Below are 13,423 nucleotides of genomic sequence, written 5' to 3'. Positions count from 1 at the left end.
CACCATCAGCACATGTACCCGATCACCATCCCCGGCCGCGTCATCACCCTCCGCGAACTGCGACCCGATGACGCGGCCGACGCCCTAACGGTCGTCGGCGACGAGAGGGTCACCCGGTGGCTCTCATTCGACAGCCGAGACCAGGCCGCCACCGTCGCCATGGTCAACGGCGCGGTGAGCCGGGCACAGCTCGACCCACGCACCGAGTACTACCTAGCCGTCGCTGACACCAACGACCGAATGATCGGCTTCGCCCGACTCGGACTCACCGGACACCAAGCCGCCAAACTCGGCTGTGCCATCGGTGCCGACCACTGGGGCCACGGCTACGCCACCGACGCAGCCCGAACCATCGTCGACTACGGCTTCCGAGAGCTGAAGCTTCACCGCATCACTGCAGCCATCGCCCCCGATAACGCTGCCTCCATCGCCGTTGTCAAGCGGCTCGGAATGCAGTACGAGGGCCGCCTACGCGACCATGTCTTCACCAACGGTGCCTGGCGCGACTCCCAGCTCTACTCCATCCTCGCCCCAGAGTGGTGGAGCCCCACCGCCGGCTGACCGCCTCGTCGCTCAGCATGCGGGCGAGCAATTCCGATCTTGGCACCCGGTACGATCGCCGCCATGCGCGACGCCGACACGCCGCCGCAGGAACCCGCCGACCGCCACGCCCACGCCGACCCCACACCTCGCCAACAAGCGGCCGTCATCCGAGCCGCCGCAGCCGAGGTGCATCAGCGCGTGCAGGAGTGGCGCACCTCGCCCGCGTGGCAGGACACACCGACGAACGCCCACCGGCACCAGGCGACCACGGACGCAGTCGCGGCGCTTGACGCCGTACCCGAGCCAAGCACTGCGGATGAGCTTGCCGGGCTCGTCGAAGCCATCCAGCCCATACTGGCCGAGTGGCGGCCGAGTCGACCTGGTCCCGAACAACAGATCTATGTCGCGGTCGAACGACTTCGAAAGGCGTGCCGGTAAGGCCGGCTGCCGGCGATGTGGTTCAAAGTTTCTGTACGTATTCAAGGCGGCCCTGAACGGGCCGCACGCGCCGCCGCCAGGGCGCGTGGCCTGCACTCCGCTGTCGCTCCGCTCCGGCCACACAAGATGCCCGGCGGCTGGCGCGGAGGGCGGGAAGCCCGGTGGTCCGCCGCAGAACGACAGACCGTTGACGAGTGAGGTGGTGGGCCGGCAGCCGGCCGGGCCGCGCGGCCACGAACCCGCGCGGCGTGGGGGAGGGCACGTCGGCCGCGTCGGCGAGCTGGTGGCGGTCGCGGGGTTGCGGTTACTGCGCCTCCGGCGGGGGCGCTCCAGCTCCAGGATGGCCGGGCTCCGTCAGCGGGTCACGGTCCGCAGTGGTTGCGGTAGGCCATCGCGCCTGCTCTCGACGCGGGGGAGCCGAGCAGACCACCGCCCGACCCGCCAGCGTCCGTACGGCCGTCAGGGTCCGCTTGACAAGGCGGGCCGCACGGCGGCCCGCTCCCCAGGACGGCGGGTCGAGGGCAGACGGGATGGCAAGTGCGGAGGCAGGCCCCGTTTATGATCCCGATTGCTCCGGGTTTTCGAGAGCCTTTTGCCTCTCAACGAGTCGAATCACCAGCGCGATCGAGGCAAGGTAGACGTAGAACAGCCATGCCCACCACAGTTCCCGATCGTAATCCTTATACTGATCCGGCTTATTGTGGCGAATCCAAAACTTATTGGCAATCTCGAAAAAGGCGCCCTCGTCTTTGGGCAATAGATGCGTCTTTATGCTGGGTCGGTAGTGTTCTAGCACGTCAGCCAGATCACGAATTGCATCCCGTCGGTCGGTAGGTGTTGCGCCCCTCCTCCGGAACTTGCTAATTGCCGCTTCCATGAGAGTTCGATTGTGTGGATCCACCCCTTTGGGTGCACTCTTCATCAGCGCTTCGGTGCCAGGAACAAGGGTGCGTTCAATAGCACCATCTTGGCCTAGCTGAAATCCAATTTCACACCGCCGCAAGATAGTGTTGATCCGCCTACGGTACTCGTCCTGTGCCGGCCTAGCGTGGAAGCGCGAGTAGTGCCAGCCGCAGCCGGAGTACGAGTGAAGCCCGCCCGCCGTCTCGTCCCCCACAGAGACGCGGTCGTGCAGATACTCGATCATATCAAATAGCGTGTCCTCGTCCCATGACTGAACTTCAACATTAGACAAGGGCCAAGCAATTTCCCGGCCGAGATCCAGGAGAATGCGGTCCCCGATCTCGTCGCCCATCAACCCAGGCACATAGCCGGCGTCAACACATTCGTATCCGAAGTATTCCTGTAAAAGATCGCGACGGTCGAAGTCCTGGATCAACACTAAGAAGAGACGCCGAACTGCCGATTGTCCTATTGAGCCACTAGGTCGACGGCCTTGCCGTTCGGACCAGTAGGTCCGCTCCAGATCCGCTTTTCCAGGATGAGGCTCCATGCAACAGCTCCTAGATGTATCAGACGTCAGCGCATCGGCGTGCTCGCTCAATCGAACGGTCAACTGCCAGTGAAATCCGGCTTCAAGGGAAGTTTGACGAATGACCGATCCCGCAGCAGTTCTAGGGTTACAGCGTTCTCGGGGAACTCACTAAGCCACTTAGTAACGTTGGTGCGAGAGCAGCCAGCTTCTAGGCCCGCTAAAGCAAGAGCGCGCCGATGCAGCGGGTTTTCAGCGCGCTTCACGGCTTCGGCAATTACTACCCGCGCCCCCTTGGGGTTCCACTTAGCAAGCCGCTGTGCAGCCACGGCAGTCATGGGTAGCGACGAACCACCTCGGGAAAGAATGGAGGAGAATGCTTCTTGGATGGGACGACCCACTGTGCCGCGCGACGGAAACATGGTACCGAGCTGGGCTGCCGCCCACTCAACCTTAGACCACGGCTTTCCGAGGTAATCGATATACCAGTCCTCCATATCGCCAGCCCTCTTGGCATCCCGGAAAAGCCGCGCTAGCGCGTCAGCGCCTTGAGGCATTCGCATAGCCACTTCTACAAAGCTGTCAACTTTCGCAAAGTGCTTGTGGGTTCTCATTCGGGTAGTGGCGAATTTCAGCGAAGTGCGGCTCGCGGTTTCTTTGGCATCAACTAGCCGCTCCACCAATTCATCAAGGCGCTTCGTGGCCGACCCCCTCTCGAAAAGAACCTTCCACTTCTTGACAAAAAGCTTCCCGAATAGAAGCTCTTCGTCGATTGCACTGTGTTCGACTTCACGGGCACTGAGGGCCACTTGCTCCCCCTCTAGCAGTTCAGTCTTCCCGGAGTTCATGTGTAAACCCATGTCGTTCAGTGCACTATTGATTTCGACCTGGGCGCGGCGGAGATTGCCAGCGTCCTCACCGAAAAGCCACACATCGTCCATCCATCGGACAAAGCTACGCCGTTTACCCGATTCGTAATCTATTTCGGATGAATGGTGATCCAGAACCTCGTCCAGTTGCGATAGGTAGAGATTAGCGAGCACGGCCGATGCCTGAAAGCGTTGGGGGATGCCACTCCGGCCGGAAATCTTGGTCCAGCTCTTAAGGCGGGGTACAAGATGATCGACGATGGGCCGAGCGCCCGCCCGAGTGATTTTGCCCTCAATCTCTTCGATCAGCCGGTCAACTGGGATGCTTGCGAAGCAGGAAACGATATCGGTTTTGAGTGCTACATCAAATTCTCCTGCCAGGAGCGACAGGTAGGAGCGGTAATTTTCCCACTGCTTGTCATTAGGAGAATAGAGGCCCGCAGTCATGTCCTTTACCGGGAGCCGCCAGCCATACGCATTGCGATGCATCCCGCCGATCAACGGCACGCTGAGGTGACCCACAAGCGCCTGATAGGCAAGACGGTCCAGCGGGTCCATCACCATCGCCGGCCGGATGCCAAAGTTCTCTTTTGGGACATCAATCTTGGAGATGGCCCGTACGTCAGTGCTTCGTAGGCGCTCCTCTATGAGGTCTCGCCGAGTGGCAACTACCCAGTCCAACTCGGGCCAGCCCCACGGGTCGCGGAACCAGTCACCCAACAAGTCCTGGTGACAGGCAACCAGAGCCCTCTCCAGGTCCAATGATGAGGCCCAAGACACGATGCACCCCCCTTGACCGGGCAAGAGCACCAATCTTCGCTGAGGTGGCCCGGCTTGGCCAGCCACTATTGGGCCGTCTTCGGCCGTCGCCGGGCCGTCGAACGATGACCAAAGACGACCGACAACACCCATAGAGGCCCGAGAAGCACCAGATCAGCCACCACGTAACGGCGGTTGATCTGGTGGGCGACGGACGAGTCGACCTGTATGCCGGAGGTTGTGGCATCGCGCCGTCGGTGGCGGACTGACGATGAACGTCAGTGCTGCGGCACTTGGACTGTCGCCGGCATGGTCTCCGTTTCGATCTCGCACGGCAGGTACCAACTCCCATGGTCCTTGTGCTCGGCGGTGAATGCCAGACGAATGACCGGACCCCGTTCTCGTAGCCAGGATGCCTGCGTGTAACTCCTCATCCAGTGGCCCGGGTGGGTGTGCTCCAGTTGGTATGGCAGCTCCTCGCCGATCGGCAGACTCTGGTCGTACACGACTTGACGCCCCATGCCATCAGCCCGAGCGTCGTCCGGACCAGTGTGAGGCGTGAAGCGGTAAGGCCCCCAGACGTGCTGCTTGACCTCTTCCTGGGTCGGGCCGTCCATGTACTGCTGGAGCTCTCCTTCACCTCGGCGGTGGTGGTCGTTCCTGATGGTTACGGTGAGCCGGTCGAGACGGTCGAGCCCTGGCGGTCCGATCAACGCCACGCGCAGGCGCACGATGTCTTCGGAACCTGGGTTGAGCGGCTCGCAAGCTACACGAAACCGAGGAGAGAGCTCACTCTTGCGGCGCTCGCTCTCGATGGCGGTCATCCTGACGGCAGTCTTCCTCGACTGCCAGGCGGCGACGGCGGCGATAACAGCGGCAGCGACAGCCGTAGCGCTTTGAACTGGTGCCCAGACGTCCAACGGTTGAGCCGATCGTGTGGAGGGGTGCTTGCGAGCGGTGATCGTGCCATCGACCGGGACATAGATTCGTTCGCCACGCCGGACTAGACCGGTTGCCCCCACCGGTGTGGCAAGAACCGGGAGCGGAAGGCTGTCGACAGCAACGGTGGCAGCAACAAGCCAGGACACCGCCAGCCAGTAGGACACCTATCTGGACCTGGCTTCCCGATGACAGGTTGGCGCTTCGACGCGGAGGACGATGCCGCCGCCAGCGAAGGTGAGCGACAGCAACCGTGACAGCATCCGCGCCGGACGGCGGCACGCTGACGTGGGCTGGTATGGACGAGGCTCCGAGCATGCGGTCATTCCCGGATGAGGGTGGACGCGGTGCACAGAGCTTGTAAACGAGACGTCGGCTAGACCTGACGCAACTTCTGATGCGGCGGATGCTGTGCGGTACCACTGCCGAAACAGCCTCTTTAGGATCAAGGCGGCCCGCAAGCGGGCCGCGCCGGCCCGGCCCCGGCCTGCTGGCGACCTCCGGCCGGCATCGGCCGGGCCGGCCGGCCACGCTGGCGGAAGATCCGAAGCACTAAAGGCTTGGCGGGACGATCGCCATCGGGGTCGCTCTCCATCGAGGTCTGGGCGATCGCTGCCGCGCAGCAAAGCTGCTTGCCCTCGAATCACGTGGACACTGTCGACGCGACTGAGACGTCGAGGACCAGGGCGTGGCCCATCCCCGCTGCCCGATCCTCTACGCCATTCGGCCAGCGTCAAGGGCGCTGCGCGTCGGCACGCCGATGGCCTTCGGCCACCCTTGACGCTGACCGGATGCCGCAGTCTTTGGCACCTATCGGGGGATGGGTGCAGAGTGGCGGCCACGTCTGCCGCGAAGCGGACCGCTCGCTAGGGATGCATCACTGACGTTGCCGGGTGCTCCTGCACGCCCCCTGTCGGGAGTATGAGGCGGTAGACCGCGAACGGTACGACCGAGAAGCCGGGGTGCTGGGGTTGATCCGCCAAGCCAAGGGCACCCAGCAGTGTAAGAAGGTTGTTAATCAACTGCGCCAACTTCCCTCGGTCCACCCCGGTTCCGTCAGTCCGAGAAATCAGGTTCGAGTCAAAGGTGTAGTCCGGGGGCGGGGAATAGGCGCCGATTGTTCCGACGAGCGTCCACTCCTGTTCTTGGACGCCATAGCGCGAAAAGAGGATTTCCGGTTCACTGTCCAGGAAGCGCCGATCCTCTTGCAATCGGGCCGTAACGCTTACTCCCTCGCTACCGCCGGGCGCCATAGCAAGATGGAAGCCTGGATGGAACACCCCCCGAGCGACCTTAACGAATGCGCGCAGCTGACTCGCAGGTATGCCGCCCACCTGGGAGTAGTCGAACTCCGGGATCAGGGATTCAAGCGTGTTGAATTCGGACACGACGCGGTCTTTCGCAGCTCTTTTTGTTCCGGGCTTGTTCCTCGGCGCTGGGGTGCGGGCGCCCGCAGGCTGTACTGCATAAGCGTTTGAGTCGATATCGGTGACACCATCAGCAGCCGTGGCATACCCGGCGAATGCGTTCGCCACGTACCGCGCGTCGAACAGGCGGGACGGGGCAGTGATGCGGACGAAGGAACCCGGCGGATATTTCTCCTTGAAAGAGTCAAATATCTCCGATGTGGTGTTCTGAAGTTCGTCGGAGATATCCGAGAGATAGCCCTCGGCGGTCAAGGCTTCCTCTAGCATTGGAAAAACTGCATCGGCCAACGACCGCTGAGTGCTCTCCTCAGTGCCCCATATCTGTTCTCGACTAGCTATGTGCCGCACGCCACCCGACAAGGTTCCTTGCTTCTTTTCGGTCACGCGCTGGTCTTCGGCTATGCCGCCTTCACGCTGGGAGAGCAGCGACCGAACCTTGTCGCTGTCGACGTAGATCAGTTCTCTCAGCATGATCAACCCCCGGTTGAGCCCAACGGCGGCCCTCAGTGTGCCAGTTGCCGCCAAGGAATACGGCAAGCCGCAGGATGTATCCGCGTGTCAGTAGCCGGCACCACCGACGAGAGCGTTTGGCTGTACAGCCATCGGTACAGCCAAGCAGGCCGACAGACGTGGGCGACGTGCGACGTCAGCCGACAGACCGAGCAGGTCAACTACGTTCACCGACGCCGGCCGACAGCAGTCTTGATCTTTGCAAGGCAGGGGTTCGGAACGTGGCCCGCTTGCGGCCTGCCCTGCGGGCGGCCTCCGGCCGTCCTCGGGCACCCGCAGCGCCTCATTCGAGAGTCAGCAGATCGTCAGTAAGTGCCGTACCGCGCGGCAGCTCTCGATCATGCTCAACGACATGACCGGTACGTCTGACCACGCGGTACGGCACTTGATCACACTCGCTGCTACGTCAGGTCACTTTCCCCCCGACGGGGGTCGTCCCTTTCCTGTGGGAGCGCGCACCGCACAGGTCGTCCTCCGGCCCGTCCAGACCAGCCAGTGGCGGCCCCGACGGCGGCCCGCCCCACCAGGGCGGGTCGACGGCGACGGGATGGCGAGGTTCCGCTGGCTGGGTCAATGCTTCACCAACACGCACGCGACACGGGGCGGGTCGAGCTGCCAGATCTTGTCGGCGGCTGCGGGGTGGCGGCTGCGTCGGTCGTTTGGGCAAGGGCCGCCAGAGTGGGTGGAGGCGGTGCTTGTGCGGAGCGCTGGTGGCCCGAGCAGGTCAGACGCCGCCCCGGATCGACTCATTTTCGCGGCGCATACATTGCCGCGAGTTTCCGGTAGCGATCAGTGAAAGTCTTGTCGCGGTCGACAAGTTCGAGCGCCTGGAGTGCCTGAGGCCGCGAACCGTGGGACACTTCTGACCGACACCTTGGTGCGCCTCGCCCGGGCAGACGCTGCTGCTTTCGAAACCTGCGTCACCACGAGCCCCTTCAGCTGAAGGTTCGAGAGCAACGCGCGGTACTGCTCGGTGTCGACCAGGCCGAGTGCGTCGAAGACCTGCTGGGTGCTGAACAGCGCGCCATCCCGCCCGAGGAGCAAGACCTTCATCTCGTCGACGGGCAGGTTGAACCCGTCGAAGGCCGCGAGCCAGCGCTGGTCCGTCTCGGAGAAAACCGATTCGTGGTGCAGTGTGATGGCGAAGTTGTCATTTTCGGCCCGAAGCTCCGGGTCCACCAGGTCGTTGGCTTTCATGAGCGCGAAGATCCGTCGCATTCCTTCGCCCACCTCACGCATGAAGCGTGCCTCGCGCAGGGTTCGGGCGACAAACGGGTTACGCGACTCGTGGGCCCCGGAGAGCCGAAGCAGATCTTGCACGGATACCGTAGACAGCAGGGATCCCGGGCTCCGTACTTCCATCCGGTCGTCGTACACGAACACCTCGACGCCGCGCCCCTCGTCGCTGTAGTCGCGGTGCGCAACAGCATTGATCAGGGCTTCCCGGCAGGCATCCTCCGGGTACATGACCCGCTCCTCGAACAGGCCACTCCGTTCGAGCCTCACCTGCACGAGGTGGTTACGGATGGCATCCCAGGCGCGCACCAACAGCGTGAGGATATTGCCGCGGACGATCTCGTCGTTCGACACATTGTATTCTTTGCCCGGCCGCATCTCGGTGCCCACAACCCGGAGGATTCGAACCTGGCACCGAGGATGCCACCGCTGAACGTCGTTGGCGAAGAGGAGCAGTGCCGCTCGGCGAAGCCGCACATGGAACCCGTCGTAGTCTGCCAGGTCGAGTAGCTGAAGAACCTTTTCTTCTGACATCCCGGGGGCGACTTGCTCACCGAGGCTGCGTATGAGTGGGATATCCAGGGAGTCCAGGTCGGCACCGTCGACGTACTGTCGATCGTAGGAACGGGAGTGCTGCTCCTGGCGCTCAAAGTGGACGATCTCGGTCGCGATCGGGATCGACTCCCGGTCGCTTCGCTGGAGACACTTCCCATCGCTCGTCTGATGAATGGCCACGGTGCTCTTGGCGACGGCAAATAGCAGGACCAGCTTGCCGTCATGATAGATGCGCGACTTGAGCGGCGATGGCAGCGGTGTTTGCGCCAGGACATTTGTCTGCGGGGCGGCCAGAAGCCCTTCGATGGCATTCGCCGAGTGCGGTACCCCGGTTACCGTGCCGTCGTCCTCGACGCCCACGAACAGCTGGCCCCCCTCGCTGTTGGCGAACGCCACCAGGGTTTCAGCGATATCTCGTTTGATATCCCGGACATCTCGCGGCCTTTTGTGCCCCGGCGGGCCCTCTAGTGCCGTCTTGAATTCGCGGAACTGGCTCTCACCCTTACGTATGGCGCTTTCCAGGCGTTCCTTCGGAAGTAGTTCCTCATCCATCTTTACCTCCGCGGCGTCCTCTGGTCCGGCATCGGCCAGCCTAGTGCCGCCGTCCAGTCAGGACGAGACCTGAAGAGCTGCCATTGGAGGCCCTCGACCTGAATGATCTTCTGCTTTCTGGTCTCAGGGGACAATTCGCTGCGTCGGACGTGGTGACCCGGGGGTCACACGAAAGCCGGCTCACCGCGTCGGCCGCTCGATCCGCGCGACGCCTCCGCATTTCGCCACGCGCTGACGCGCCAGCCGGACAGGCCGCGCGCGTAGCAGATCAACTGTCTCGACGGGCGTTGTCCACAGGCCGCGAAGTTGTCCACAGGCGGCGTACCTGGGGCGGTACCAGGGGCGGATTCCGAGCAGGGTCGGCGGCACAACCGAGCCCCGACTGCTGGAGGCCGCGATGCCACCCCGTACCTCCGTTCCGCCCCCGATCCGACGGCTTCCACTGCTCGTCACCGGCGACGGTGACCTGCTCGACGACCTGCTTCGGCTCGCCGCCGCAGGCGGCATCGAGGTGGAACTCGCCGCCGATCCAGCGGCAGCCCGCACTCGCTGGCTTCCCGCGCCGTTGGTTCTGCTCGGCGCCGACCAGGCGCAGCCGTGCCTGCGGGCCCGGCTGCCGCGGCGACCCCGGTTGGTGCTGGTTGGTCGGTCCGGTCAGCTCGACCCTGGTTGGCAGATCGCCGAGTTGATCGGCGCCGAGCATGTCGCCACGTTGCCGGCCGCCGAACCGTGGCTGGTGGATCGGTTCGCCGAGCACGGCCCCAGCCTCGCGGACGACTCCAGCGCGCGGATCGTCGCGCTGTTCGGCGGGCGCGGCGGTGCCGGTGCGAGTGTGCTCGCGGGCGGGCTGGCCGTGACCGCCGCGCGGGCGCGGCTGCGCACCCTGCTGGTCGACGCCGATCCGCTCGGCGGTGGCCTCGACCTCGTACTCGGTTGGGAACAGTTGGAGGGGCTGCGCTGGCCGGCGCTCAGTGGTGCCGACGGTCGGGTCGACGCGCCGGCGCTGGTCCGGGCTCTGCCCAGCCGGGGTGACCTGGTGGTGCTCTCCTGGGATCGCGGCGACCTGCTGGCGTTGCCCGCGGCGGCCATGGCGGCGACCGTCGACGCCGCCCGACGCGGCCGGGACTTCGTGGTGATCGACCTGCCCCGACAGTTGGACGACGCGGCGGTGGTCGCGCTGCAGGCAGCCGATCAGGCGTACGTCGTCGTACCCGCGGAGCTGCGCGCCACCGCCGCTGCCGCCCGGGTGGTGGCCGCGGCCGCGCCGCACTGCGCCGCGCTCTCGGTCGTGGTGCGCGGTCCCGCCCCGGGCCGGCTACGCGCCACCGAGGTCGCGCGGGCACTCGGGCTTCCCCTCGCCGGCACTCTGCGTCCCGAACCAGGGCTCTGCCGAGGGCTGGAACGGGGCGAGGCGCCAGCCGCCGCCGGGAAGGGCCCGCTGGCCGCGCTCTGCCAGCGGATCGTCGCCGACCTCACCGGCGTACCCGCGACGGGTGCGGCATGACGGCCCGGCCGGACGATGCGAGCCTGGCCGCCCGGGTACGACAGCGCATCGCCGGTGCCAGCACACCGGTCACGCCGGCGGCGATCGTCTCCGCGGTACGCGCGGAACCCGCAGCCGCGGTGCTCGGCGACACCGCCGTGCTGCGCATCGCCGACCGGGTGCACGACGACCTCGTCGGCGCCGGGCCGCTGGCCACGCTGCTCGCCGACCCCGAGGTGACCGACGTGCTGGTCAACGGCGTCCGGGTGTGGGTCGACCGGGGATCGGGGCTGCACCAGGTCCCGGTGCCGGTCGGCACGGTGGAGGACGTACGCCGGTTGGCGCAGCGGCTGATCGCCAGCGCCGGGCGACGGCTCGACGACGGATCCCCGTACGCGGACGCCCGGCTCGCCGACGGCACCCGGTTGCACGCGGTGCTGCCGCCGGTGGCGACCGAGGGACCGTACCTGTCGCTGCGGACCTTCCGGCACCGGCCGTTCACCGTCGACGAGTTGGTGCGTCAGGGGACGGTGCCGCGTCCGGTGGCTCCCGTGCTCGCGGCCGTCGTCGCCGCTCGGCTGGCATACCTGGTCACCGGCGGCACCGGATCCGGGAAGACGACCCTGCTCAACACGCTGCTCGGTCTGGTGCCGGCGACGGAGCGGATCGTGCTGGTCGAGGATGCCGCCGAACTGCGTCCGGGGCATCCGCACGTGGTGGGGCTCCAGGCTCGTACCGCCAATGTCGAGGGAACCGGCGTGGTCAGCCTCGCCGACCTGGTCCGGCAGGCGCTGCGGATGCGTCCGGACCGGCTGGTGATCGGTGAGTGCCGGGGCGGTGAGGTAGTGGACCTACTGGCGGCACTCAACACCGGCCACGACGGCGGCGCCGGCACGCTGCACGCCAACGCGCCGTCGGACGTACCGGCGCGCCTGGAGGCGCTCGGCATGCTGGGTGGGCTGCCGCGCGCCGCGCTGCACGCCCAGGTGGTCGCGGCATTGCAGGTGCTGTTTCAGGTACGACGTGGCGACCGCGGACGAGTCCTGGAATCGATCTGCCTGCTGCTCCCCGAGGGGCCGGATCGGCTGGTCACCGTGGTGCCCGCGTGGGTGCGTGGTCGTGGGCTGGGGCAGGCCGCACGCGCGCTGGGGGCGCTGTTGCACGAGCGGGGTGTGGCGGTGCCACCGATCCTTGGTGAGCCGTGGCCCGGATCGGCAGGTCCGGCATGACGGGCGGTTCGGTGCTGGTGGCGGTGCTGCTCCTGGGTGCCGCGGTCCTGGTGGCGTGGCCGGTTCGGACCATCCGTGCCCGCCGCCGTCGGGTGCTGGCCGCAGGCCCTGGCACCGTCGTTGATGATCCGGACGACGCCCTGGTGCAGTGGGTCCGGGAGTTGGGTCGCACGCCCGACGGACCCGAAGAGAGATCAACCCAGGCTGCCATCTCGCAGTACCCGCCGGCTGCGGAATCCGCTGGCGGACAGGCACCGGGCGCACGCTGCGACCGGGACACCATCGGTGTCGCGAGTTGGGTGGGCTCCACGCGTCCGGCCGGCCCGGCCCGTCCGCCGACCCGCCGGGACCCACGCCGCCCGGCCGGCACCGATCGACCGGGGGCGGTGGCCCTGGATGCGGAACCGCGTGCCGGTGCCTCCGTTGCCACGTCGACGTTCGACGGCGGTGAGCCCGAGGCGCACGGTCCGGGCGACACGTCAGGTGGCGACGGTCGCAGGGCAGTGCACGCGGACGGCCCGGGCCGCGTCGCAGGTGCGGCAACTGTTCCTCGCGGTGACGTGGATCGCCGTGACCAGCAGTTGGTCGACCCCGATGGCCGGGAGGATGGCGGGTTCGCCGCGGTACGTGGTGTGCGATCTGCGCGCGTACTACTGCTGGCCGGTCTGGTGGGTGCCGGCGTCGGCGCCGTGATCGGCGGTCCGGTCGCCGGGGTCGCACTGGCCGGGTACGGCACGCTGGTCGTGCGTGGCCTGGTGCGCCGGCGGGCCAACCGGCGCGCCGAGCGGATCCGTCGGCGCGGGTTGGACCAGCTATGTGGTCTCGCCGCGGACCTCCGGGCGGGCGTGCCCGTGCCGCCGGTCATCGAGGTCGCCTCCGCCGGTGGGTCGGACCGGCTTCGCCAGCTGACCTCGGCTGCGGTGCGGCTCGCGGACCGGACGGGCGCGCCGCTCGCCGAGCTGGTCGAGCGGATCGAGGCGGACGCACGGGCAACCGACCGAGGGCTCGCGGCCGCCGCTGCGCAGGCGGCCGGCGCCCGGGCCACCGCCTGGCTGTTGGCGGCCCTGCCGGTCGGCGGGATCGGGCTCGGGTACGCGATCGGCGTCGATCCCGTGGCGGTGCTCCTGCACAGCACGGTCGGCGGTGTCTGCGCTGTCCTCGCGGTCGCCCTACAGGTCGTCGGCCTGTTCTGGGCCGAACGGCTCGGTTCGACGCCGGGGCGGCCCGCCTGATGTCCCCAATGATGCTCGTCGCCATCGGGCTGGTGCTCGCTGCCCTGCTCGTCGCGTCACTCCGGTTGAGTAGGACAGTCCGCCAGCGCGGCCCGGCGAGCCATCCGGCGCGCCAGCGCGGCCCGGCGCGCCAGCGCGGGTCGGGCGGCGAAATGCCGGGTGACCGGCGTGGGTTGGGCAGCCAGTGTGTGCCGGATGACCGGCGTGGGTCGAGAAGCC

At 66.3% G+C, this 13,423-nt stretch carries 10 protein-coding genes; 5 read left to right on the top strand and 5 right to left on the bottom strand.

Annotation, left to right across the window (positions count from 1 at the left end; all coding sequences use genetic code 11):
* Positions 1-12: 12 nt before the first annotated feature.
* Both O7620_RS22925 and O7620_RS22920 read left to right on the top strand, forming a co-directional pair.
* Complete coding sequence (locus O7620_RS22925; protein WP_278125045.1) at positions 13-561, top strand: GNAT family protein; 549 nt, start codon at positions 13-15, stop codon at positions 559-561.
* Positions 562-624: 63 nt separating this feature from the next.
* Positions 625-981, top strand: a complete 357-nt coding sequence (locus tag O7620_RS22920) for a hypothetical protein (RefSeq protein ID WP_278125043.1) — start codon at positions 625-627, stop codon at positions 979-981.
* Between the two features lie 556 nt (positions 982-1,537).
* Here the strand turns inward: O7620_RS22920 and O7620_RS22915 are convergent.
* The 5 genes from O7620_RS22915 to O7620_RS22895 form a co-directional block, all read right to left on the bottom strand.
* Positions 1,538-2,434 (bottom strand): hypothetical protein, encoded by an 897-nt coding sequence (locus O7620_RS22915; protein ID WP_278125042.1) that lies wholly within the window; start codon positions 2,432-2,434, stop codon positions 1,538-1,540.
* 59 nt (positions 2,435-2,493) lie between these two features.
* Positions 2,494-4,002: an RNA-directed DNA polymerase gene (locus O7620_RS22910; protein WP_278125040.1), complete on the bottom strand. Its 1,509-nt coding sequence runs from the start codon at positions 4,000-4,002 to the stop codon at positions 2,494-2,496.
* A 317-nt stretch (positions 4,003-4,319) separates the two neighbouring features.
* Positions 4,320-4,865: a hypothetical protein gene (locus O7620_RS22905; RefSeq protein WP_278125038.1), complete on the bottom strand. Its 546-nt coding sequence runs from the start codon at positions 4,863-4,865 to the stop codon at positions 4,320-4,322.
* Between the two features lie 981 nt (positions 4,866-5,846).
* Positions 5,847-6,878, bottom strand: coding sequence for a hypothetical protein (locus O7620_RS22900; RefSeq protein ID WP_278125037.1), 1,032 nt, complete (start codon positions 6,876-6,878; stop codon positions 5,847-5,849).
* 828 nt (positions 6,879-7,706) lie between these two features.
* On the bottom strand, positions 7,707-9,260 hold the full coding sequence (locus O7620_RS22895; protein WP_278125036.1) for an ATP-binding protein: 1,554 nt from the start codon (positions 9,258-9,260) through the stop codon (positions 7,707-7,709).
* 397 nt (positions 9,261-9,657) lie between these two features.
* On the opposite strand from O7620_RS22895, the gene ssd reads away from it, so the two are divergent.
* Genes ssd through O7620_RS32110 form a run of 3 tightly spaced genes read left to right on the top strand, consistent with a single transcriptional unit; the run spans position 9,658 to position 13,204 of the window.
* The gene (ssd, locus tag O7620_RS22890; protein WP_278125035.1) at positions 9,658-10,764 is read left to right on the top strand and encodes a septum site-determining protein Ssd; all 1,107 of its coding nucleotides are present in this window, start codon (positions 9,658-9,660) and stop codon (positions 10,762-10,764) included.
* Positions 10,761-11,972: a TadA family conjugal transfer-associated ATPase gene (locus O7620_RS22885; RefSeq protein ID WP_278125033.1), complete on the top strand. Its 1,212-nt coding sequence runs from the start codon at positions 10,761-10,763 to the stop codon at positions 11,970-11,972. The genes ssd and O7620_RS22885 overlap by 4 nt, the downstream gene beginning before the upstream one ends.
* Positions 11,969-13,204, top strand: a complete 1,236-nt coding sequence (locus tag O7620_RS32110; protein ID WP_347403778.1) for a hypothetical protein — start codon at positions 11,969-11,971, stop codon at positions 13,202-13,204. The genes O7620_RS22885 and O7620_RS32110 overlap by 4 nt, the downstream gene beginning before the upstream one ends.
* Positions 13,205-13,423: the final 219 nt, after the last annotated feature.

Source organism: Micromonospora sp. WMMD710, assembly GCF_029626045.1.
Lineage (GTDB): Bacteria > Actinomycetota > Actinomycetes > Mycobacteriales > Micromonosporaceae > Micromonospora.
The sequence above is the reverse complement of the archived record's forward strand: the minus strand, read 5'-3'. Positions and strand labels throughout refer to the sequence as shown.